The sequence below is a fragment of the Cupriavidus sp. HE11 genome (genome assembly GCF_056097175.1).
The window spans coordinates 295,249-318,354 of the sequence record NZ_CP184466.1 but is presented as its reverse complement, the minus strand read 5'-3'; the positions used below and the strand labels follow the sequence as shown (position 1 = coordinate 318,354).

Below are 23,106 nucleotides of genomic sequence, written 5' to 3'. Positions count from 1 at the left end.
CGACTCCGCCCCCCCAAAAGCTCCGCGGTTGGCGCAAAATACGGGTCTTAGCGTGCAATGCACACACTGCCCTCATGGAGATCCCTATGAACACCGTTGTCCAAGCCACTCTGTCCATTGAGCAGAGTGCGAATCCCGTATCCTCGACCGAGCGTGAACGCTTGCTCGAGAACCCGGCGTTTGGCCGCGTGTTCACCGATCACATGGCAACCATCCGCTACACCGAGGGCAAGGGTTGGCACGATGCCAAGATCGGCCCCCACGGCCCCATCCAATACGATCCGTCTACGCTGGTGTTCCATTACGCGCAGGAGATTTTCGAGGGGCTAAAGGCATACCGTCTGCCGGACGGCGGCGGCGCACTGTTCCGCCCGGACGCCAATGCGCGCCGCTTCCAGAACTCCGCCCGGCGCCTGGCCATGCCTGCTCTCCCGGAGGAACTGTTCCTGGAGTCCGTGCGCGAGCTGGTCAAGCTGGATCGCGCCTGGATTCCGTCAGGCCAGGGCTCGGCGCTCTACCTGCGCCCGTTCATGATCGCCACGGAAGTGGTGCTCGGCGTGAAGCCTTCTGCGGAGTACCTGTATTGCGTGGTCGCGTGCCCGGTGGGTGCGTATTTCAAGGGCGGCGCCTCGGCGGCCGTCACGCTGTGGGTGTCCGACGCCTACACGCGCGCCGCGCCCGGCGGCACGGGTGAGGCCAAATGCGGCGGCAACTACGCGGCCAGCCTGCTCGCCCAGGCCGAAGCCACGCGCGAAGGCTGCGACCAGGTGGTATTCCTCGACGCCGTGGAGCGGCGCTGGATCGAGGAGCTGGGCGGCATGAACGTCTTCTTCGTCTTCGACGATGGCACCCTGCAGACGCCGCCGCTCACCGGCACGATCCTGCCCGGCATCACGCGCGATTCGCTCATCACGCTGGCCCGCGACCTCGGCCTGACCGTGCGTGAAGAACCGTACGCGATCGACCAGTGGCAGGCCGATGCCCAGAGCGGTCGGCTGCGCGAAGCGTTCGCTTGCGGCACCGCAGCAGTGGTGACGCCGATTGGCAAGGTGAAGGGCCGCGAGTACAACTTCACCATTGGCGACGGCACGGCGGGCGCGACAACGACACGTCTGAAGGCAGCGCTGGTCGACTTGCAGCAAGGTCGTGCAGCGGACCCGCACGGCTGGTTGAATCGCCTGTTCTGACCGACTGTCGGCGTGATCACGCCGACCCGTTTGACTCACCTGCAGTCGCACAAATCGAAGCACGGAGCGTCCTGGCGGGGGTTGAAATCCTCCGCCGGCTCCGGCCCCGCTAGCAGGCGCGGGCAGCAGAGACCGCTTCGCCTTGTCTGGACTCGCCACTGGCGCTAACGATCCAGGCTGATCATCGCCAATAGCCAGGCACCGGCTTTTACTCGCCGGACGACACCTCGATACGTCGGCAAGCCTCCCGTTGCGTCAGCGGTGACAGTGTTCGCGCGTGTTGTTTCACGAACGCTGCGACCCAGGCCGGGTCTTGCCGCGCGTAGTCGCGCAGCGCCCAGCCGATCGCCTTCCTGATGAAGAACTCAGGTTCGGGGGCGAGCCGAAGCGCGTATCGGCGCAAGCGGTCCAGGTCTGTGTCCGCCCGCCAGCCAAGCTGGTGCAGCATCGCCGCGCGCCGGACCCAGAAATCGGGATGCTCGAGCCATTGGTCCATCGAATGCTGGGCGCCTCCGCCCTGTTTTCGGTCGATCAGGACGATCTTGCCGATAACGGCAGCGAGGCTGTCTACCGTTTCCCACCACGCATCCCGCAACATCCAGCCCTGAAGCGTGTCGAGATGAGAGACATCGAGGGCCTTGTGATGGTGTCGAAGCAGGTCGATGGCCGTATATCGCAGTTCCCGCTCTGGCTGGTCCCACAGCGCAGCGGCCGTCTCGATCAGGGCTTTCGCTTCACGAGGGTGGCTCAGAATCAGGTCTCGCGCGGAAGCGCGCCGGACCGGCGCGGGCAGCCCCAGAAAGACAAACTGGTCACGCAGGTAGGCTCGCATTGATGCCGCGACCTCGGCGTTCGCCAGTGCACGAAGGCGCTTCACCAGCAGCGCGGCGGTTGCCGGCATGGCCGATGAAGATGGGACGGGCTTGCGTGCAGGCATCAGATCGTTCGTTTGAAAGTTGTCGTCCGTGAACGGATCGCGATGACGATGTTAGCGGCTCACTCGGGAAGGTGTCGGGCAATCCGCCGTTCACCCGCCGGACTGAAGATCCTCGAAAATCTGCTCGGCAAGGAAATCACACGGGGGGCGCCTCGACTTCGAACTCCGGGCCAGAATCAGTTCCAGGGGTGGCAAGTCCGGCAATCCGTGCGACCGCCCGAGGAGCGTCAGATGCGGGGGAATCGCGCATTTGGCGAGCGCGGCAATCGCCAGGCCCGCATCCACCATGCTCAGCAACCCCAGCAGGCTCGGGCTTTCGTACGATGTCCGATGGGGAATCCTGGCGCGATCCAGACTGCGGATGGTGTTCTCCCGCGCGACGCTTCCCGGCATGAACACAGCAATCGGCAATGGCCTGTCTTCCCAGATCCTTGGACCGTTCGCCTTGGCCGCCCAGGCCATTGGCTCGTGTCGCAGGAAATCGCCAGATAGCCCCTTGACCCGTGTGCCGCAGGCCAGGTCGACCGTTCCGTCCTTGACCAGCGGCCCCAAGGCACTGCTGGGCAATCCCATGACCTGGATTTCTACTTTCGGGTAGGAAGCCGAGAACTTCTTGAGCACCGAGGGCAGCAGCGACGACGCATAGTCGTCAGGGACGCCGATGACGACCTTGCCGGTCACCTCCGGGCGCACCACCGCCGCCCAGGCTTCGTCGCGCAGCGACAACATGCGCCTGGCAAACCCCAGCAGGACCTCGCCCTCGTGCGTCAACGCGACACTGCGTGCGCGCCTCACGAAAAGCTGCCGGCCAAGCGATTCCTCAAGGGCCTTGATCTGCATGCTGACTGCCGACTGCGACCGGTTGACCGCCTCCGCAGCACGGCTCATGTTGCCGGTCTCTGCAATGGCGACCACGGTCGCGAGCACATCATGATCCAGGGTCTTCATAGGTATCAGGAAAACTGAACGTAATGATCAATATTATGCGTTTTTATTGTCGCAATGCCCATGCGATATTGCTTGCACGGGGGATTGATAGACGGATGTGAAGACGCGACCCAGTCTCTTCTCTTCATCGCCCCCGCTGCTTTCGCCCAACATCAAGCGCCCCTGCATGGATACCTCTGGCAAACCCGCCACCCTACTCGATCATCCCCTGCGTGCCTCGCTGGCCGCGGAACTGCACGCCCGTCCGTTTCTGCGCCTGACTGGCAGCGCGTCGGTCACGCACTACGCCATCTACACCGAGAGCGACCCGGCAGTGCATGAGCGCCTGCTGCGCGCGCTATGCACGGAGACCGGCATGGCCTCGCCGCCGTCGGGCGCCCGGCACTACGCTGCGCAATCGGCCTTCGGGTGGCATCTGAAGTGGGAGCGACACACCGAATTCTCGACATTTACGTTTGTGGCGCCGCGCAGCGACCGGGCGTACTTTGACGATCTCGCCATCCGGGGCGTGCCGCCGCAATGGATCGAGATGCTGGGAGGCATGCGCTTTCATGCGTTGCGCATGGAGCTGCTGTCGGCCGGTGCAGGCGAGGCCGTCTGCGCCCACCTTCGCGACTGGCTGGCCGGCCCTACGCTCGTCGGCAGCCACGTGCTGGACGGCGGCAAGGTGTTCAGCGACTGGAGTATTGGTACGGACGGTCATATGCGCATCCTTGCCATCGACGACGATTTCAGGGAGGAGCAAGGCGGCAGGCTCCTGCAACGGCTCTACGAGATCGAGACGTATCGGATGATGGCGCTGCTTGCCCTGCCGGTTGCGCGGAGCATGGGCGGCGACCTCGACGAGATCCACGCCGCGCTCCAGACGCTCATGCGCAACATGAACACGCAACGTGCAGGGGAAAACGACGCGGAACTGCTGGTGCAATTGACGGATTTGGCCGCCCGGGTGGAGTCGCTCGCGGAGCATGGCGGGCGTTTCAGCGCGTCGTGGGCCTATGAGCGGCTCGTACTCGCGCGCATTCAGGAATTGCGGGAGCAACGCATCGAAGGCATGCCGATGATCTCCGAATTCATGGAGCGACGCTTCGCGCCGGCCATGGAGACGTGCAAGAGCGTCTGGATGCGGCATGAGCAGCTTGCCGCGCGCATTGCCCGCGCCGTGGACCTGCTGCGCACCCGGGTCAACCTGACCCAGGAGCGCGACGTCACCCGATTGCTCGCCGGACTGGATCAGACCTCGCGCAATCAGCTGCATCTCCAGCACGCTGTCGAAGGCCTGTCCGTGGCGGCCATCTCCTACTATGTCCTGTCGCTCGCGGCGGCTGGGTTCAAGGCGCTGCACGTCATGCATCTGCCCATCGAGCCCGAACTGGCAGAGGGCCTGCTGATCGCGCCGGTGGTCCTGGCCGTTTTCTTCATTACCAAGCGCAGCCGGGCCCGGCATGCCCACCGGCCCCGCCCGCCCCATACCATCGACGCCGCCCCGTCAGCGGCAATCCAGCCAGCCCCTACCCAGGTTCTCTAATCTCCCTGACGTTTCAGCTCACCTGAAATCATGCTCACTGCCCAGTCCGCCAGCCCCAACCTTCTCGCCGGTGCGGTCCCTTTCGCATTGCGCCCGCTGACATCCGGCTTTCGCCCGAGCCTGCCCGGATCCGCCCATTTGTCACCGCTGCCGAGAAGGCAACGGACGCCGACCGAGGTACTGATCGACAATTCCAATGATCGGCCCGATATCTCGGCCATTGCCATCCTGGGCTATAACTGATCGTCGACAGACGCAAAGCCGGCATGCGGTGCGCGGGATGGCATGAGCCATCGCCAGCCCGTCAGCCCTCAATCCAGATCGGTTTGCAGGAAAAACTCGACGCGCTCGTCGCTTGGGCCGGCTGCCTCGCCGAAAGTCAGCCATCCGTGGCGACGCAGCGCGATCTCGTCACGGCGCAGGACGAAGGGCGCCTCACCGTCGACGCTGACATGGGTGCCGTTCGAGCTTCTGTCGACCAGCACATACCGCCCCGCGCGCGGCTCGACGACTGCCTGGAAGCGCGAGGCACGCCGATCCGCGACGACGATAGTCATGCTGCCATCGCGCCCGAGGGTTACCGGTGCTGACTCCGCGGTCATTTCCACCAGCGTTTCGCGATAACGCAGCGTGAGAAAGCCATATGCGACGGCGTGCTGACTCGGCTCGGCGACCAGGGTGAGGTCGGTCCCCTCTTGCCAGATCGCCTCGAACAGTTCCACGGGCTGATCCCGCCCGCGCACCCGGATCGGATACAGACTACGTGTGCGCTGCTGCACACTGGCCGACAGGTGCCCCACCGTCTCCTTGCTGGTAATGACCTGCCCGCGTGACGCCAGGGTGGTGAGCCGGGCCGCCAGATTTACGGTATCGCCGAACACGTCGCCCGACGCCTCGCGCAGGAGCGGCCCATGGTGCAGCCCGATATGGACCGACATCACGACCCCGGCCACCGGCGCCAGTTCCGAGACGGCCAGTTGCATGTCAATGGCTGCCAGCAGCGCCTTGTCCGCCGAAGGAAACATGACCATGAGCTCATCGCCGATAGTCTTGATGACCTGTCCCTGCCAGGCGCCGGCACAGGACGTCATCACCCGCATGCAGCGGCCGATGGCCGCCAGGGCCGCCGCGTCGCCCGCCAGTTCATACAGCCGCGTACTCCCGCTGACATCGGCAAACATCACCGACCCCAACGAGGCGTCGCCTAGCGCTTGTTGATCCACCCCAGCCTGGTCCATGCCGGATCTCGTCCTGGTCCACATCGCCCGGCATCCGTGCCGAGCCCTCCTGTGCGCGCTGCAAGGGGGGCCGCGCCAACCCGTGCGAGTCTGCACAGGAATTCTGGCACCGTGACCCCGGTAGCTCAACCCGAAAACGCACGCCCCGCCTTGCTCGCGGCATGGATCCCGCGTCTAATGAATGGATGCGGAGCATGCAGGTGGGAGACGGATATGCACTGCGCCGAATGCGACTTCGATAACCTTGCGGGCGCGAAGTTTTGCGAGGTATGCGGGACGCCGCTTGGACGGCGATGCCCGCACTGTGGCGAAAGCGCCAGCGCCACCGCGAAGTTCTGCCGGGCCTGTGGTACGCCACTGACTGGCGCGCAGACCACCGCCGCCCGTGCCAACGATTCCGCCGACACAGTTGCCGCAGCCGCCGCAGTCGCCGAAGCCGATACAACCGTCCACCTCGACGGCACCGGGCATGCCAACGAGCTGGCCCCGGTTCACTACACGCCACCCCATCTGGCACAGCGCATCCTTGCCGAGCAGGCGGCCATGGAAGCCCGGGGCGGCATCGGCGGCGAGCGCAAGACGATCACGGCGCTCTTTGCGGACATGGCAGGTTCCACGGCGTTGATCCAGGATCTTGACCCGGAAGAGGCGCGACGGCTGATTGACCCGGTGGTGACGCTGATGATGGAAGCCGTGCATCACTACGAGGGCTACGTCGCCAAGTTTCTTGGCGACGGCATCCTGGCACTGTTTGGCGCCCCGATCGCCCACGAAGACCACGCGCTGCGAGCCTTGTACGCGGCGCTCAGGATGCAGGAGGCAATGCGCCGCCACAGCGACCGGGTCCGCCTCGAGCAAGGCGTCCCGCTGCAGATTCGGGTGGGCATTCACACCGGCGAGGTGGTGGTGCGCTCGATCCGCAAGGACAATCTCCACACTGATTACGATCCGGTGGGACATACGATCCACATCGCGTCCCGGATGGAAGGGATCGCCACACCCGCGTCGATCCTGGTCAGCCCTTCGACACACAAGCTCGCCGAAGGGTATTTCCAGTTCAAGGCCCTCGGTACCACGCAAGTCAAAGGCGTGCGAGACCCGCTTGGCGTCTACGAAGTCCAGGGGCTCGGCGCCATGCGTACGCGGCTGCAGATCGCGGCGCACCGCGGCCTGGCACGGTTTGTCGGCCGCGAGGATGAAATGCAGCAGCTGCAAGGCGCCCTGGCGCGGGCCCGAGCCGGGCATGGGCAGATTGCCGGCGTGCGCGGCGAGGCCGGTGTGGGCAAGTCGCGTCTGTTCCATGAGTTCAAGGCTCGCTCGCAACAAGGCTGCCGGGTGCTGGAGACGTTTTCGGTCTCGCACGGCAAGGCGTTCGCCTATCTCCCGTTGATCGAACTCCTGAAGAACTACTTCCAGATGACGCCGCAGGACAGCGAGCGCAGCTGCCGTGAAAAGGTCACGGGCAGGCTGCTCACGCTGGACCGATCGCTGGAAGGGCACCTCCCCTACCTGCTCTACCTGCTCGGCGCCAGCGATCCGGACGCGGCGCTGGCCACCATGGATCCGGTCCTGCGCCGCCAGCGTACCTTCGATGCCATTGCGCATCTGCTGGTCCGGGAAAGCCTCGATGCGCCATTGCTGGTGCTTTTCGAGGATCTTCAGTGGCTGGATAGCGAAACCGAGACGTTTCTCAATCTGCTCATCGATCACGTGCCCGCAGCCCAGATTCTGCTTCTGGTCAATTATCGCCCCGAGTACGTGCATGACTGGGGCGCCAGTCCCTGCTACACCCAACTGGATCTGGAACCGCTGGGCCCCGCCGAAGCCGAGGGCCTGCTCACCGCGCTACTTGGCGATGACCGCAGTCTGGCGCCGCTCAAGCGTCTGGTGCTGGAAAAGACCGAAGGCAACCCGTTTTTCATGGAAGAAGTGGTCCAGACGCTCGTCGAGGAAGGCGCGCTGCTTGGGCAGCCGGGCGGCTACCGCATCGCGCAGGCCCCGGCGCTGCTACATATGCCGACCACGGTGCAGGGCGTGCTCGCCGCCCGGATCGACCGGCTCCCCCTCGCGCAGAAGGCGCTGCTGCAAACGCTCGCCATCATCGGCAAGGAGTTCCCGCTGGGCCTTGTCCGGCTGGTCAGCGCCGCCGATGAGCGCCAGTTGCGCCCGCTCCTTGCCGACCTGCAGGCGGCGGACTTCATCCACGAGCGCCCCGCTTTTCCCGAGGTCGAGTACGCCTTCAAGCACGCACTCACGCAGGAAGTTGCCGCCAACTCGCTGCTGATCGAACGGCGCAGCGCATTGCACGAGCGGACGGCCCAGGCAATCGAGACCCTGTTCCCGGACCAACTGAAAGACCACTGCGGCGAGCTGGCCCACCACTACAGTCTCAGCGGCAATGTCCCCAAGGCGATCGAGTACCTGCACGCCGCCGCCCAGCAAGCGCTGCAACGGTCCGCACAACCCGAAGCGATCCGTCATCTCGACACGGCGCTCGATTTGATCAAACGCCTGCCCGATACCCCCGAACGCGCCCGCCAGGAGCTCACGCTGTTGCTGACGCTTGGGTCCACCCTCATGGGCATCCGCGGTCAGGCCTCCCCAGAGGTGGAAGCTACCTACCGGCGTGCGCTGGCCTTGTGCGAGCAAGGCGAGCAAAGCGCGTACTACTTTTCCGCGCAACTCGGGTTGTGGGCCTTCTATCAACTCCGGGCGCAATACAACGTCTCTTCGCCGCTGGCAAAGCGCCTCGTTGGTATGGCGTTACGGTCACAAAATCCCAATCAGCTGGCAGAGGGCCATCGCGTGGTCGGCGCCACGGCGTTCCGGCTCGGACACCTTGAACAAGCGCGCTCGCACATGGAACAGGTGCTGGCACTGCAACGCCCGGAGCCCCCCCAGTTTGACTACATGATGGGGTATGGGCGGGATCCGGCAGTCCATGCCACGAGCACGCTGGGCTGGATCCTCTGGCACCTTGGCCTGCCGGACCAGGCACGCGCGCGCTGCCACGAGGCGCTCGCGATGGCACGCCAGCGCCCCGACACCGTCAATCTGGCGCTCTGCCTGATATTTGCCGCGGAAGTGCACCGGCGCTGCGGCGAGGCGCAACAAACCCGCGACTACGCGAAGGCGGCGATTGCCGTGGCGTGTGAACAAGGATTTCCCATTTACCTGGCCTGGGCGACGGTGCTGCAAGGCTGGGAGATGGCTGTGCTTGGCGATCCGCAGGATGGCGTCGCGCAAATCCGCCAGGGCCTGGCAGCCTACGCCGCCACCGGCGCGTCGCTCGGGCGCCCGAATCTGCTGGCAATGCTGGCCGAAGCCTGCGGCAGGGCCGGCGCGCCCGAGGCGGGTCTCGCAACGCTCGCCGAGGCCCTGGATTTCGTCCGGGAGACCGGGGAACGCATCGACGAAGCCATGTTGCACCGCCTGAGGGGTGAACTGATGCGCCAGTTGCCTAACCATGAGGCAGATGCCGAGGAATGTTTCCTGCAGGCCATGGCGGTGGCGCGGGACCAGGGCGCCAAGGCCCTGGCGCTGCAGGCCGCTGTACGCCTGGCCGAGGTGCGGCAGCAACAAGGCAGGCTGGATGCGGCGCGGGAGGTCCTGGCCCCGCTCTACAGCAGCGTTACCGAAGGCTTCGACCTGGCCGACTGGCAGCAAGCCAAGGCCCTGCTCGATCTGTCCCACGCCTAGCCACATGCCACCCTCCCTCGCCCCCGCCCCTGTAATGCCACCCCGAGCAGCAAATGCGATGCGCAGCCGGTTCGTGGCGTTGTGGTCACGCGCTGGCGGCAGCCAGGCCGAGGCGGTCTATGCGGCGCTCGCCGGCCGCTATGCGGAGCCTGCGCGGCACTATCACACGCTGCAGCATGTACGGCGGTGCCTGCGCGACCTGGACTGGGCACGCAGCGCAATCGCCGACGGCGATGCCGAGGCCGTGGAACTGGCGCTCTGGTGTCACGACGTGGTCTACACCCCTGGCGCCACCGACAACGAAGACCGCAGTGCAGAATGGCTCCGGCAATTATCCAGAGAAGGGGCTGGGGCTGGGGCTGAAGGTGAACCAGGCGTCGGGAATGGCATTGCCGGGATCGAACGTGTCGCACACCTGATTCTCGACACGTCGCATACCCACACGCCAGCGGACGCCGCCGGCTGCTTTGTGGTCGACATCGACCTGGCGGTGCTCGGCTATCCGCGCAGATGGTTCTGCGGCGACGCCGTGCGTTTGCGTGCGGAGCGTCCCGATCTCGATACGGTGACCTATGACCGCCGCGAACGGGCGTTTCTCAGTTCGCTGCTGGCCCGACCGCGCATCTATCTGACCGAGCCGTTTCACGACCGCTATGAAGCCCGCGCCCGCCGCAATCTGGCATGGCGCCTGGACCAGCCGTCCCCCCCGGGCCCGTGATCGCCGCTCAGAGGAACTCTGCCTTGATGTCGATACTCGAGCACTGGCCGATGCTCTCGTAGTTCTGCGCAAGCCATGCCTCGGCCTGCGCGCGGCCCTGGTCGCGCAGCTGGCACAGGAACGACCAATCCCCGTTGTACTTGCTCGACACATGCAGCGCGGCCATGGTCTCGTCGGATCGGATCGAGTGGATCAGCATTTCCTTCATGTCGTCCCCGTCCACCCGGCCCTGCTGGATCAAGGCAGTCACAAAGGCAATCGCGCGCATTTCGCGCATCAGCGACGAATTGAAGCTGATTTCATTGAGCCGGTTGAGGATGTCGGCGGCCGTGGTGGGCACGCCCCGGCGAATGATCGGATTGATGTGCACAATCACCACGTCCCGCGTCTCGCATTCATAAATCAGCGGAAAGATCGCCGGGTTTCCAACGTAGCCGCCATCCCAGTAGTACTGCCCTTCGATGGTCACCGCCTGGAAAAGTGTTGGCAGACAGGCGGATGCCAGCACCGCCTCGACGCACACATCCGCGCCGGAGAAGAGGCGAATCCGCCCGGTCTCGACGTTGGTCGCACACAGGAACAAGCGGATCGGGCACTGCTGGCGCAACCCCTCGAAATCCACCTGCTGCTCCAGCACATCGCGCAACGGGTTCATGTTGTAGGGATTGAACTGGTAAGGGGACAGTACCCGCAGCGCCATATCGGCCACGGCATACAACGGCGAGTAGTTCAATCCAAAGCTATGGCTGCCCTTGAGCCATGGGATCCATCGCAGGGGGCTATAACGCTGCGCCGATTCCGCGATGGCCAGCCAGAACGTATGCAGCGCCTCGCGCGCGCCCGCCGCGCCACCGCGCCGCAGCCCATTGGCGAGCACGACGGCATTCATGGCGCCGGCGCTCGTGGCGCTCACGCCCTCGATGGCAAGCCTGCCGTCCTCAAGCAGTTGATCCAGGACGCCCCAGGTGAAGGCGCCATGCATGCCGCCGCCCTGCAACGCCAGGGCCACAGGCTTCCCGTTCTTGCCGTCCATCGCTGCCCCTCCCGCCCGGGCGGCGTGCCACCGCCCCTTTCTGGCCGCGTATTTGTTGTGCGTTTTGGCTGCTGTACCGCACATATGCCTGCCGCGCCGGCCATTGCCCCCGATGGCCACTATCCTGAAAGTGTAGTGAAGATGCGCCGCCTGCTGGCTTCATCATGACCATGTGGCGACCACGGCATCGCGGTCCGAGCATATTGCACCGCAACAGCGCGGCCAGTATCATGCGCGATTCGAAAATTTTGCGCACACTGGTGGCTGCGGGAGGGCATGCTGGCCTCGACAGCCCAGGCGCCGGCCTGTGCGCCATCCACGATTTGTCCGCATCCCCCCGCAGGCACAATGCCAGTTTCATGGCCGCGGCAATCGGCGGCCACCTGCCCAGGAGCACGTATTGACTCATCCGGATCGCGACCTTGAACCCTCCAGCTTGATTCCGGTCAGCGCCAAGCCCAACCGCCGTCGGCCCACGGGCAAGACCCCGGCCACGGGCACGCTGTCGGACAAGGCGTCCATCGCCCGCCAGGACGCAGAGCGTCAGGGCCAGATGCGCGCGCTGATCACGCTTGGCCGGGAACGCGGCTATCTCACCCACGCGGATATCAACGACCACCTGCCGGATAACGTGACGCCGGCGGCGATGGACACCATCGTCAGCACGTTCAGCGACATGGGTGTGTCCGTGTACGAACAGGCGCCGGATGCCGAGACGCTCCTGCTGAACGACGCCCCGTCCACCGCCTCCGACGATCAGGCGGACGAAGAAGCGGAAGCGGCACTCTCCACCGTCGATTCGGAATTTGGCCGTACCACGGATCCCGTCCGGCTGTACATGCGCGAAATGGGCTCCAGCGAACTGCTGACCCGCGCCGGCGAAATCGGCGTCGCCAAACGCATCGAAAGTGGCCTCCAGGACATGATCCAGGCCATCGCCGCGTGTCCGTCGGTGGTGTCGATGATCCTGGCCGATGTGGACCGTATCGTCGCCGGCGAACTGCGCATCGACGAACTGGTCGACGGCATCAGCGACCCCGTGGACAGCGCTGCCGCCGACGATGGTGAGATGTCTGATGACGCGGCGGCCGCTTCAGACGATGCCGACGCTGACACCTCGGATGACGCCGACGACGCATCGGACGATGACGACGACGACGCTGGCGGCGGGGATTCCGAAAAGGCGAACGCCGCCCGCCTGGAACAGCTCACGGCCGACAGCCTGGTAATTTTTGCGCGCGTGCGTGCGCTGTTCGAACAGGTGCCCGAGGGTCCGGTGACGGGCCAGGCGCGCTCGGCCGCCATTGCGCGCGTGCGCGAGGACATCCAGCGCGAGCTGGCGCCGATCCGCTTTACGGCCAAGATGATCGACAGCCTGTGTGCGAGCGTGCACGACCAGGTGGCTGCCGTGCGGACCATCGAACGCAGCATTCTGGAAATTGCGGTCGAACGTTGCGGCATGCCGCGCGAGGCCTTTATCGCATCCTTCCCTGGCAACGAAACCGACCTGGAATGGACGCGCCGCACCGCGGCCACGTCGCGAGACTTTGGCCCGGCACTCGAACGGCACCTGCCGGCCATCCAGGCCGGTCAGCAGAAACTCATCGACATCGAAACAAAGGTTGCGCTGCCGCTGCAGCAGCTCAAGCAGATCAACCGCCAGATGAGTGCTGCCGAGCTGAAAATGCGGCAGGCCAAGCGCGAGATGATCGAAGCCAACCTGCGGCTCGTCATTTCCATCGCCAAGAAATACGTGAACCGGGGGATGATGTTCCTGGACCTCATCCAGGAGGGCAATATCGGCCTCATGAAGGCCGTGGACAAGTTCGAATACCGGCGCGGCTGGAAATTCTCGACCTACGCCACCTGGTGGGTCCGGCAGGCCGTGACGCGGGCGCTGGCCGACCAGGCGCGGACGATTCGTGTGCCGGTCCACATGATCGAATCCATCAACAAGCTCAATCGCATTTCGCGGGAGATTCTGCAGCAGACCGGGCAAGAACCCGATCCGGCAGTGTTGGCCGAGCGCATGGAGATGTCCGAGGAAAAGGTACGCGGGATGCTCAAGATCGCGCGGCAGCCGATTTCGCTTGAGACGCCGGTGGGCGATGACGGCGACGCAACGCTGGGCGACATGATCGAGGATGATGCGGCCAGTTCGCCGGCAGAAGCCGCCATCATGTCCGGCCTGCGCGCCCAGATCGAATCGGCCCTCGACGAACTTTCGCCGCGCGAGGCGAAGGTCCTGCGGATGCGTTTTGGCCTGGATATGAGCACCGAGCACACGCTGGAAGAAGTCGGCAAGCAATTCGACGTCACCCGCGAGCGGATCCGCCAGATCGAAGCCAAGGCGATGCGCAAGCTCAAGCATCCCAGCCGGGCCGACAAGCTCAAGCCGTTTCTCGATCGTTGAACCCGGGGCGGAGTCGACGCTCCGTCTCCGCCCTATAGCGCCCCTGGCGGGTCCAAAACCGCCCCGGGGCGTTATTCCCCGCCTCTTTCAGGGCGGCAGTACGCTCAAGCCCGACGCTCCGCTGGAGGTCGCCCTGCGCACGCTCCTGAGAACACCGTTGGCATCGAACTCGAACAGCACCGTCGACGACCGGATCTTGCCGCCGGCAAACAGGGGGCCAACGATCGGGATAAAGCTCTCCGGGTGCGTCTGGGAACTCGCAAACGAATAGATCAGGATTGTCGTTCCATTGCTTAGCGTCGCCTGGGAAGTCGGCCCGCCAATCAGGTTGACGACATCCTCCTGCGTGGAAAATCCGGGCAGGAAGTCCTCAAGTTGCTCCGGCCTGACCTCCACCCCCGTCGAGACACAGCCGCCCATCAGGCCGCCGATCAGGCCACACACCAGTGTCAATGCGGGAACCCGATTCATGTCGTTGCTGCCCTGTCCCGGCACCCCGGCGCTCAACATTTGAATGCCGGGGCAACGCGCCTGACGCGAATGTTCGACACCATTACCGATGCGCAAGGGGACACTCAAGGGGGCACTTCCAGCCACACGACCAGGCGGGAGCACATCGGTGCATCGCACCGTCGCGCATGCGGCATGGCCCTCACGGTAGTGCCCACGTGTCGGTCGCCCTTGCCTCACTTCAGGCTATACACCCCAGAGCCAGCCATGCAAGGTGAATGAACCCTGCCTGCTGCGTCGCCAGGGATCTTTTTGTCGCCCAGGAGATTCGGGAGCCAGCACCCGAATCGGGGCGCCCTGGTTTTTGGTACCATCCAGCCCCAAAACAAGCGCGCATACCGGAGGAACGCGGCACTATGGGCAAGACCGGCAATTTCGCTGTGAGATTTCTAACGATTCCTGCGGTGATGGCGTGCTGGCTGTTGACAGCTTGCACGACACCAGCGCCCACCCATTCCGGCCGCCAGCTGTCTACGTACGATATGTCGACGGAGTACGCCACCGAATACTCCCCGGACGGGTTCACGTTGCTGGTCCACCACCGCTATCAGCAATTCACGATGCTGCGCAGCACCGCTGCGGCCGAGTGCAAAACGGCCGCCAGCAGTGTGGCCGCCAGTCTCGCAGACCGATGGAACCGCAAGGTCGCGCCAATGGACGACAGTCGCGTCCAGCTGAATACCAGCAGAAACTGGCTCGGGAAAATCACGGAATGTTCGGCAAAGGTGCCGGTCGTCTGGCAACGCTGAGGCGCACAAGCACCGGTTCACCTGCTTTCCTGGCATCGGCATCCGGACTTGCCAACCGCATCAGTCAGTCCCCAAGAAAGATCCGTCTCTGCGCATTGTCGATGTGACGCCGCATTGCCTCCGACGCCTGTATCGGCGATCGCTCGGCGATGGCGTCGATGATGGCGCGGTGCTCGGCCTGGACTACGTCGAATCGGGCCGCCACGCGCGCCTGCCCGAGGTTACGCGCCAGTTCCATGCACTGGCGGATGGGTCCAAGGGCATGCTCGATGGTCGAGACGAAGAACGGGTTGTGCGATGCACGCGCAATGGCCAGGTGCAACTGCAGGTCTTCTTCGACGCCCATCGCCCCGCTTTCCTGCGTGCGGTCCAGTGCGCCGTACGCAGCGCGGATGGTGTCAAGGTCGGCGGCGGTGCGCATCTGGGCGGCAATCTCGGCCGCGCCGACTTCCACGCAAAGGCGAAACGCATAGTAGTGCTGGATATCGGCAATGCTCTGGATCTGCGGGCTGGCGCTTGCCTGGCTGCGCACGGGCATGCGCTGCACAAAGCTGCCCGAGCCGCGGCGTGATACCACAATGCCTTCCGAGCGCAAGCGCGACAGCGCCTCGCGCACCGTGGTGCGCGATACCGCGTACCGATTTGCCAGATCCACTTCCGTCGGCAGTTTCTGGTCCGCGGCGAACTCGCCACGGAGGATGGCAGCAATGATCAGCTTGCAGACCTGCTCAGAACGGCTTGTGCTGTCGCTGGCCGTCAATACGATGTCTTCCAAGCGCTCTTCCCATTGAAATTGAAGCCGTGTGCCGGTGGTCCGGCAACTAGTCCGAAGTTGTCACACTACCATACCGCGCCTGACTATTTGAAGCCACTGCAGTGTGGTCATCGTACGTCACAAAATTCGCCGAATACGGCACTTTGGTGACCGGGTATACCCCTGACCCTCACTTTCCACGTTGACTTCATCGTCGATTCCCACGAAAGTTGCCGGACTTAAACATGAAGTTGTCGGACTAATCATGCGCATTACGTTGTACGACGTCGCATAAATACCGGCAGATCGATCGAGAACATCTCCCGGAGTTTTATCGTGACCAGGATTGCATTGAGCGGCGCGGGCGGCCAGCTGGGCAAATTGCTCCGCGCAGTATTGCCCACGCGCGGCTATCAGTTGCGGGCATCGGGGCACATCACCCCACTCGCCCCGCTGACCGAAGGTGAGGACGTGATGCACGGCGATTTGCGCGACCCCGCCGTCGTGGATCGGCTACTGCAAGATGTAGACGTACTCATTCACATGGCCGGCACCAGCGTAGAGCGCCCGCTGCCGGAAATCATCGACAACAACCTACGGTCGCTCTACGAAATCTACGAAGGCGCACGCCGCCAGCGTGTGCGCCGCGTGATTTTTGCCAGTTCCAACCATGCCATCGGCATGTACCCGGTGACCGAGACCTTGGGCACGGACTGCGAATTCCGGCCCGACGGCTTCTACGGGCTGAGCAAGATGTGGGGCGAAGGCATGGCGCGCCTTTACTGGGACAAGCACGGCATCGAGACCGTTTGCATTCGCATTGGCAGTTGCGTGGAGCGCCCGACCGAGCCCCGTCACCTGAGCACATGGCTTGGCCATGACGATTTCGTGCATCTCGTCGACCGGAGCATCAAGGCAGCCGATGTGGGCTTCGCCGTGGTGTGGGGCGTATCGGCCAACACGCGCAGCTACTGGGATAACCGCGAGGCTGCAGCCCGCCTGCAATACCTGCCGACACAGAACGCCGAGGATTTTGCCGACGACATCCTGTCACGCCCTGATCCGCTCGACGCCGTTGCACGCCGGCACCAGGGCGGCAGCTTCGCCAGCATCGACTACACGGCGCCGGAGGATCGCCCGGGGCGCTGATCACGCCTCGTCTTCCGCCAACGCCAAAGAACAAGACGCGGCGACGCGCGCCGCGACAGACAAGACAGTAACCGAGGAGACAAACGATGAAACGTATCAAGGGCATGCGCTGGTGGATGGTCAGCCTGGTCACGATGGGCCTGATCGTCAACTATCTGGCGCGAAATACGCTGTCGGTAGCCGCGCCGACCATGATGACCGAGCTGAACATGACCACGCAGCAGTACTCCTACGTGGTGGTGGCATGGCAGGTCTGTTATGCGCTGATGCAACCGGTGGCGGGCCTGGTGCTCGACGCCATCGGCACCAAGATTGGTTTTGGCATTTTTGCCCTGGCCTGGTCGCTGGCATGCGCGGCGGCGGCGCTGGCCACCGGCTGGCAGGGCATGGCGTTCTTCCGCGGCCTGCTCGGGCTTACCGAGGCGGCCGGTATTCCGGGAGGCGTGAAGGCCACCACCGAGTGGTTTCCGGCCAAGGAAAGATCGGTCGCCATCGGCTGGTTCAACATCGGTTCGTCGATTGGCGCGCTTTGCGCCCCGCCGCTCGTGGTCTGGACGATCCTGCATGGCGGCTGGCAGTTGTCGTTCGTGGTGGTTGGCGTGCTTGGCGTGGCATGGACCGCGCTATGGGCACTGTTCTACAAGCATCCGAAGCAACAGAAGCGTCTGTCCGACGAAGAGCGCGAGTACATCCTGGCCGGACAGGAGTCGCTGCACAAGGACAGCGGCGCGCCCAAGGCAAGCTGGCTGCAAATCGTGCGTGGCCGCAACTTCTGGTCGATCGCGATTCCCCGTTTCCTGTCGGAACCCGCATGGCAGACGTTCAACGCCTGGATTCCGCTGTACATGGCCACCGAACGCCATATGAACATCAAGGAAATTGCGATGTTCGCGTGGCTGCCGTTCCTGGCCGCAGACATCGGTTGCGTGCTGGGCGGCTACCTGAGCCCGTGGTTCCACAAGCATCTGAAGGTATCGCTGTTCACGTCGCGCAAGCTCGTAATGCTGGTCGGCTGCCTGTCCATGATCGGCCCCGCATGCGTCGGGCTGGTCGATAGCCCTTATGCGGCCATCGCGCTGCTGTGCGTCGGCGGTTTCGCCCACCAGACGCTTTCCGGCGCGCTGTATTCGATCACGTCCGACGTGTTCGGTAAGAACGAGGTGGCCACCGCCACGGGTCTGGCGGGCATGACCGGCTATCTGGGCGCCACGCTGTTCACCCTGGTGTTCGGCTTGGCCGTCACGCATATCGGCTACAGCCCGCTGTTCGTGGTGTTGGCCGTGTTCGACCTGGTGGCGGCAGCCGTCGTGTTCGTGATGGCACGCGAACGCGTGGCGCCCGCCGCACCGAACCCCGGCATGCAGTCGACACCGGCCCATTCCTGACCCCACGGTCAGTCAAAGTCCGCTTTCTGCACGACTTCCGAAGTACCGGCAGTGCCCGCTGCGGCCCGAACGCATCCGCGTTCGCGGCCCGGGCGCATGCCGTCTGCGCTTTCCCGCTTTCCCGCTTTCCCGCTTTCCCGCTTTCCCGCTTTCCCGCTTTCCCCAATTCCAACGCAAAACGATGCAAAAACAACGAGGAGAATCCACGATGACACTGAAATGGCAAGTTGCAGCATTGAGCCTGCTGGCAGCAAGCGCCGCCAGCGCACAATCCAGCGTGACGCTGTACGGCGTAGCTGACGCCGGTATCGAGTACACGAACAAGTCCGCGCCCACGGCCGCCGGCACCAGCGGTGGCAGCGCAATGCGCGTCACGTCCGGCAACCAATCCGGATCGCGCTGGGGCATGCGCGGCGTGGAGGATCTGGGTGGTGGCCTCAAGACCCTGTTTGTGTTGGAAAGCGGCGTCAACTTCGACACCGGTACGTCGGGCCAGGGCGGCCGCCTGTTCGGTCGTAACGCCTATGTCGGCCTGCAAGGTCCGTACGGCACGTTCTCGCTCGGCCGCCACACCACGCCTTACTTCGACTTCGGCCTGCTCTACGATCCGATGGCGATCTCCACGCGCTATGGCATCACGTCCATCGCGCCGGAATTCGGCTCGCGTGCGGACAACAGCGGCAAGTACATCGGCACCTTCGGCGGCCTGACGGTGTCCGCCCTGTACAGCCTCACAAACAACGGCACGGAGATTCCCGGCAACTTTACCAACGGCCGGGAATACAGCTTCTCGGCCACCTATGCCACGGGCCCGCTGTCCATCGGTGCGATCTACGACCAGGCAAACAACGTGGGGGATGCGAGCGCACAACTTATCCGCCGCGCGTCGGCTGCGGGATCGTATTCGTTTGGTGCGGCCAAGGCGTATGCGGGCTATCGTTGGGCCAAGGCATTCAATGGCGCCACGCTGCCGGGCGGCCAGTTCGCGAATGGTGGTTCCAATCTGTACTGGGCGGGACTCGGCTATCAGTTCACGCCGGCATTTTCGGTGATTGGCGCCGCGTATTACCAGGACTTCCGGAATTCCGGCGCCGATCCGTGGGACTTCGTCGCCACGGCCGACTACGCGTTTTCCAAGCGCACGGACGTCTACCTCTCCGTGTCGTACGTGAAGAACAAGAACAACTCGAATCTTGGCGTGAACGGCTTTAACACCAACAGCCCGACGGACAGCGCCTTCGTCCAGAACGGCGCCAATCAGTTTGGCGCCACGATGGGCATCCGCCACAAGTTCTGACCCGGCTTTTCGCTGTCGTAGACAGAATCACGCGCGGATTTCCGCGCGACATCTACACGGTGAGGCGAACCTTTCCGAAGGCCCGCCTCATCGGCCAAATCATCGGGCCGTGCTTTTTCGAACTTGTTCGATGGACGGGGCGCGCGCGGCCGGGCATTTGCACCGGGGCGGGAAGGTAAAGGGGACAGAAACGGGGACGGGCATTTTGCCGTCAACGGGCGCCTTCGCGTTTGTTTCGCGCAAAAGCAAAACCCCCAAGCTTTTGGGCTTGGGGGTTCTGGGTATAAGAGCCTGGCGATGACCTACTTTCACACGGGTAGTCCGCACTATCATCGGCGCAAAGTCGTTTCACGGTCCTGTTCGGGATGGGAAGGGGTGGTTCCAACTCGCTATGGTCACCAGGCATGACTGGTTGCCGCACTGACCGAGGTCAGCGCAGCGAATCTGGGTGTAGTAAAGAGGTTGTGTTTGTATGCCTTCGGCACACGCGGACTCTCGTCCAACCAGGTCAAACACACTGGTTATAGGATCAAGCCTTACGGGCAATTAGTACTGGTTAGCTTAACGCATTACTGCGCTTCCACACCCAGCCTATCAACGTCCTGGTCTCGAACGACCCTTCAAGGAGGTCAAGCCTCCAGGGAATCCTCATCTTCAGGCAAGTTTCCCGCTTAGATGCTTTCAGCGGTTATCTCTTCCGTACATAGCTACCCTGCGATGCCTCTGGCGAGACAACAGGTACACCAGCGGTACGTCCACTCCGGTCCTCTCGTACTAGGAGCAGCCCCCGTCAAGATTCCAACGCCCACGGCAGATAGGGACCAAACTGTCTCACGACGTTTTAAACCCAGCTCACGTACCTCTTTAAATGGCGAACAGCCATACCCTTGGGACCGGCTACAGCCCCAGGATGAGATGAGCCGACATCGAGGTGCCAAACACCGCCGTCGATATGAACTCTTGGGCGGTATCAGCCTGTTATCCCCAGAGTACCTTTTATCCGTTGAGCGATGGCCCTTCCATTCAGAACCACCGGATCACTATGTCCTGCTTTCGCACCTGCTCGACTTGTCGGTCTCGCAGTTAAGCACGCTTTTGCCATTGCACTTTAGGTACGATGTCCGACCGTACCAAGCGTACCTTCGAACTCCTCCGTTACACTTTGGGAGGAGACCGCCCCAGTCAAACTGCCTACCATGCACTGTCCCCGACCCGGATTCACGGGCCAAGGTTAGAACCTCAAACAAACCAGGGTGGTATTTCAAGGACGGCTCCACGTGAACTAGCGTCCACGCTTCAAAGCCTCCCACCTATCCTACACAGATCGGTTCAAAGTCCAATGCAAAGCTACAGTAAAGGTTCATGGGGTCTTTCCGTCTAGCCGCGGGGAGATTGCATCATCACAAACACTTCAACTTCGCTGAGTCTCGGGAGGAGACAGTGTGGCCATCGTTACGCCATTCGTGCAGGTCGGAACTTACCCGACAAGGAATTTCGCTACCTTAGGACCGTTATAGTTACGGCCGCCGTTTACCGGGACTTCAATCAAGAGCTTGCACCCCATCATTTAATCTTCCGGCACCGGGCAGGCGTCACACCCTATACGTCCACTTTCGTGTTTGCAGAGTGCTGTGTTTTTATTAAACAGTCGCAGCCACCATTTTATTGCAACCCCTTCACCCTTCTGGCGCAGGCCAGTCAAGCTACCAGGGCGTACCTTATCCCGAAGTTACGGTACCAATTTGCCGAGTTCCTTCTCCCGAGTTCTCTCAAGCGCCTTAGAATACTCATCTCGCCCACCTGTGTCGGTTTGCGGTACGGTCTCGTATGACTGAAGCTTAGAGGCTTTTCTTGGAACCACTTCCGATTGCTTCGCAGCATAAAGCCGCTCGCCCCACATCCTTGAATTCCGCGCCCGGATTTGCCTAAGCGCCTTCTCCAATGCAGGGACCGGGACTTCCAACACCCGGACAACCTTCCGCGATCCGTCCCCCCATCGCATCATACGACGGTGCAGGAATATTAACCTGCTTCCCATCAGCTACGCATCTCTGCCTCGCCTTAGGGGCCGACTCACCCTACGCCGATGAACGTTGCGTAGGAAACCTTGGGCTTACGGCGAGGGGGCCTTTCACCCCCTTTATCGCTACTCATGTCAGCATTCGCACTTCTGATACCTCCAGCATCCTTTACAAGACACCTTCACAGGCTTACAGAACGCTCTCCTACCACGCGCTTACGCGCGTCCGCAGCTTCGGTATATAGCTTAGCCCCGTTACATCTTCCGCGCAGGACGACTCGATCAGTGAGCTATTACGCTTTCTTTAAAGGGTGGCTGCTTCTAAGCCAACCTCCTGACTGTTTTAGCCTTCCCACTTCGTTTCCCACTTAGCTATATTTGGGGACCTTAGCTGGCGGTCTGGGTTGTTTCCCTCTTGACACCGGACGTTAGCACCCGATGTCTGTCTCCCGTGATTGCACTCTTCGGTATTCGGAGTTTGCTATGGCGGGGTAATCAGCAATAGACCCCCCAACCATGACAGTGCTCTACCCCCGAAGGTGAGACACGAGGCACTACCTAAATAGTTTTCGGAGAGAACCAGCTATTTCCAGATTTGTTTAGCCTTTCACCCCTATCCACAGCTCATCCCCTAACTTTTCAACGTTAGTGGGTTCGGTCCTCCAGTACGTGTTACCGCACCTTCAACCTGGCCATGGATAGATCATCTGGTTTCGGGTCTACACCCAGCGACTCAACGCCCTGTTCGGACTCGCTTTCGCTACGCCTTCCCTAATCGGTTAAGCTTGCCACTGAATGTAAGTCGCTGACCCATTATACAAAAGGTACGCCGTCACCCGTTTCCAGGCTCCGACTGTTTGTATGCATGCGGTTTCAGGATCTATTTCACTCCCCTCCCGGGGTTCTTTTCGCCTTTCCCTCACGGTACTGGTTCACTATCGGTCGATCACGAGTATTTAGCCTTGGAGGATGGTCCCCCCATCTTCAGACAGGATTTCACGTGTCCCGCCCTACTTGTCGCACACCTAGTTCCACAAATCTGTTTTCGCATACAGGGCTATCACCTGCTATGGCCGGGCTTTCCATCCCGTTTTGCTAACAGTTCTGCTAAAGAGTGCAAGGCTCTTCCCATTTCGTTCGCCACTACTCTGGGAATCTCGGTTGATTTCTGTTCCTGCAGCTACTTAGATGTTTCAGTTCGCCGCGTTCGCTTCCCTGACCTATGTATTCAGTCAGGGATGACCCATTCGGGCCGGGTTTCCCCATTCGGACATCTCCGGATCAAAGCTTGTTTGCCAGCTCCCCGAAGCTTTTCGCAGGCTACCGCGTCCTTCATCGCCTGTGATCGCCAAGGCATCCACCACATGCACTTGTTCGCTTGACCCTATAACGAGTGTGTCTAACGCTTCCGTTATCCACGCTGGCTACAGGTCTGAGTTCTCGCGTTTGTGCCGTATTCCAAGTCATCTTTCGATCACTTAAATACATTTTGGTTGATACAATCACAACCCGGTATCGCGTTTGTACTGCAGCGTCTCATC

At 62.6% G+C, this 23,106-nt stretch carries 16 protein-coding genes and 2 rRNA genes; 10 read left to right on the top strand and 8 right to left on the bottom strand.

The features are described 5' to 3' along the window. Positions 1–86: 86 nt before the first annotated feature. Positions 87–1,187 (top strand): branched-chain amino acid aminotransferase, encoded by a 1,101-nt coding sequence (locus ACOABP_RS29365; protein ID WP_474231307.1) that lies wholly within the window; start codon positions 87–89, stop codon positions 1,185–1,187. Positions 1,188–1,395: 208 nt separating this feature from the next. On the opposite strand, the gene ACOABP_RS29360 is transcribed toward ACOABP_RS29365, so the two are convergent. Both ACOABP_RS29360 and ACOABP_RS29355 read right to left on the bottom strand, forming a co-directional pair. Then, positions 1,396–2,124, bottom strand: coding sequence for a DNA alkylation repair protein (locus ACOABP_RS29360; RefSeq protein ID WP_474231306.1), 729 nt, complete (start codon positions 2,122–2,124; stop codon positions 1,396–1,398). A gap of 90 nt (positions 2,125–2,214) precedes the next feature. Beyond that, positions 2,215–3,072 (bottom strand): LysR family transcriptional regulator, encoded by an 858-nt coding sequence (locus ACOABP_RS29355; protein WP_066734221.1) that lies wholly within the window; start codon positions 3,070–3,072, stop codon positions 2,215–2,217. Positions 3,073–3,238: 166 nt separating this feature from the next. Between ACOABP_RS29355 and ACOABP_RS29350 the strand changes: the two genes are divergently transcribed. Together ACOABP_RS29350 and ACOABP_RS29345 are read left to right on the top strand one after the other, a co-directional pair. Then, a complete protein-coding gene (locus ACOABP_RS29350; RefSeq protein ID WP_474231304.1) occupies positions 3,239–4,600 on the top strand; it encodes a DUF3422 family protein in 1,362 nt (453 codons plus the stop codon). A gap of 30 nt (positions 4,601–4,630) precedes the next feature. Further along, positions 4,631–4,843: a hypothetical protein gene (locus tag ACOABP_RS29345; protein ID WP_474231303.1), complete on the top strand. Its 213-nt coding sequence runs from the start codon at positions 4,631–4,633 to the stop codon at positions 4,841–4,843. 68 nt (positions 4,844–4,911) lie between these two features. Here the strand turns inward: ACOABP_RS29345 and ACOABP_RS29340 are convergent, their stop codons facing one another. Beyond that, entirely contained in the window at positions 4,912–5,838 is a 927-nt protein-coding gene (locus ACOABP_RS29340; protein ID WP_474231301.1) for an adenylate/guanylate cyclase domain-containing protein, read from the bottom strand. Between the two features lie 213 nt (positions 5,839–6,051). Between ACOABP_RS29340 and ACOABP_RS29335 the strand changes: the two genes are divergently transcribed. Together ACOABP_RS29335 and ACOABP_RS29330 are read left to right on the top strand one after the other, a co-directional pair. Then, a complete protein-coding gene (locus ACOABP_RS29335) occupies positions 6,052–9,537 on the top strand; it encodes an adenylate/guanylate cyclase domain-containing protein (protein ID WP_474231299.1) in 3,486 nt (1,161 codons plus the stop codon). Between the two features lie 58 nt (positions 9,538–9,595). After that, on the top strand, positions 9,596–10,255 hold the full coding sequence (locus ACOABP_RS29330; protein ID WP_474231298.1) for an HD domain-containing protein: 660 nt from the start codon (positions 9,596–9,598) through the stop codon (positions 10,253–10,255). 7 nt (positions 10,256–10,262) lie between these two features. Here ACOABP_RS29330 and ACOABP_RS29325 read toward each other — a convergent pair whose 3' ends face one another. Further along, on the bottom strand, positions 10,263–11,288 hold the full coding sequence (locus tag ACOABP_RS29325) for a patatin-like phospholipase family protein (protein WP_474231296.1): 1,026 nt from the start codon (positions 11,286–11,288) through the stop codon (positions 10,263–10,265). 553 nt (positions 11,289–11,841) lie between these two features. On the opposite strand from ACOABP_RS29325, the gene rpoD reads away from it, so the two are divergent. Next, positions 11,842–13,701: an RNA polymerase sigma factor RpoD gene (gene rpoD, locus ACOABP_RS29320; protein ID WP_474231357.1), complete on the top strand. Its 1,860-nt coding sequence runs from the start codon at positions 11,842–11,844 to the stop codon at positions 13,699–13,701. A gap of 87 nt (positions 13,702–13,788) precedes the next feature. Here rpoD and ACOABP_RS29315 read toward each other — a convergent pair whose 3' ends face one another. Next, the gene (locus ACOABP_RS29315; RefSeq protein WP_474231295.1) at positions 13,789–14,268 is read right to left on the bottom strand and encodes a hypothetical protein; all 480 of its coding nucleotides are present in this window, start codon (positions 14,266–14,268) and stop codon (positions 13,789–13,791) included. 299 nt (positions 14,269–14,567) lie between these two features. Here ACOABP_RS29315 and ACOABP_RS29310 point away from each other — a divergent pair, with 299 nt between their 5' ends. Continuing rightward, entirely contained in the window at positions 14,568–14,960 is a 393-nt protein-coding gene (locus ACOABP_RS29310; protein ID WP_474231294.1) for a hypothetical protein, read from the top strand. Between the two features lie 64 nt (positions 14,961–15,024). Here the strand turns inward: ACOABP_RS29310 and ACOABP_RS29305 are convergent, their stop codons facing one another. Next, positions 15,025–15,735, bottom strand: coding sequence for a FadR/GntR family transcriptional regulator (locus tag ACOABP_RS29305; RefSeq protein ID WP_474231293.1), 711 nt, complete (start codon positions 15,733–15,735; stop codon positions 15,025–15,027). Between the two features lie 315 nt (positions 15,736–16,050). Here ACOABP_RS29305 and ACOABP_RS29300 point away from each other — a divergent pair, with 315 nt between their 5' ends. The 3 genes from ACOABP_RS29300 (at position 16,051) to ACOABP_RS29290 (ending at position 19,545) form a co-directional block, all read left to right on the top strand. Then, positions 16,051–16,863: an NAD-dependent epimerase/dehydratase family protein gene (locus ACOABP_RS29300; protein ID WP_474231291.1), complete on the top strand. Its 813-nt coding sequence runs from the start codon at positions 16,051–16,053 to the stop codon at positions 16,861–16,863. An 86-nt stretch (positions 16,864–16,949) separates the two neighbouring features. Continuing rightward, a complete protein-coding gene (locus tag ACOABP_RS29295; protein WP_474231290.1) occupies positions 16,950–18,248 on the top strand; it encodes an MFS transporter in 1,299 nt (432 codons plus the stop codon). A gap of 208 nt (positions 18,249–18,456) precedes the next feature. After that, positions 18,457–19,545, top strand: a complete 1,089-nt coding sequence (locus ACOABP_RS29290) for a porin (RefSeq protein WP_474231288.1) — start codon at positions 18,457–18,459, stop codon at positions 19,543–19,545. Between the two features lie 289 nt (positions 19,546–19,834). Here ACOABP_RS29290 and rrf read toward each other — a convergent pair. Both rrf and ACOABP_RS29280 read right to left on the bottom strand, forming a co-directional pair. Continuing rightward, positions 19,835–19,948, bottom strand: a 5S ribosomal RNA gene (gene rrf, locus ACOABP_RS29285). A gap of 122 nt (positions 19,949–20,070) precedes the next feature. Further along, positions 20,071–22,949: ribosomal RNA gene (locus ACOABP_RS29280) — 23S ribosomal RNA — on the bottom strand. Between the last annotated feature and the right edge of the window lie 157 nt (positions 22,950–23,106).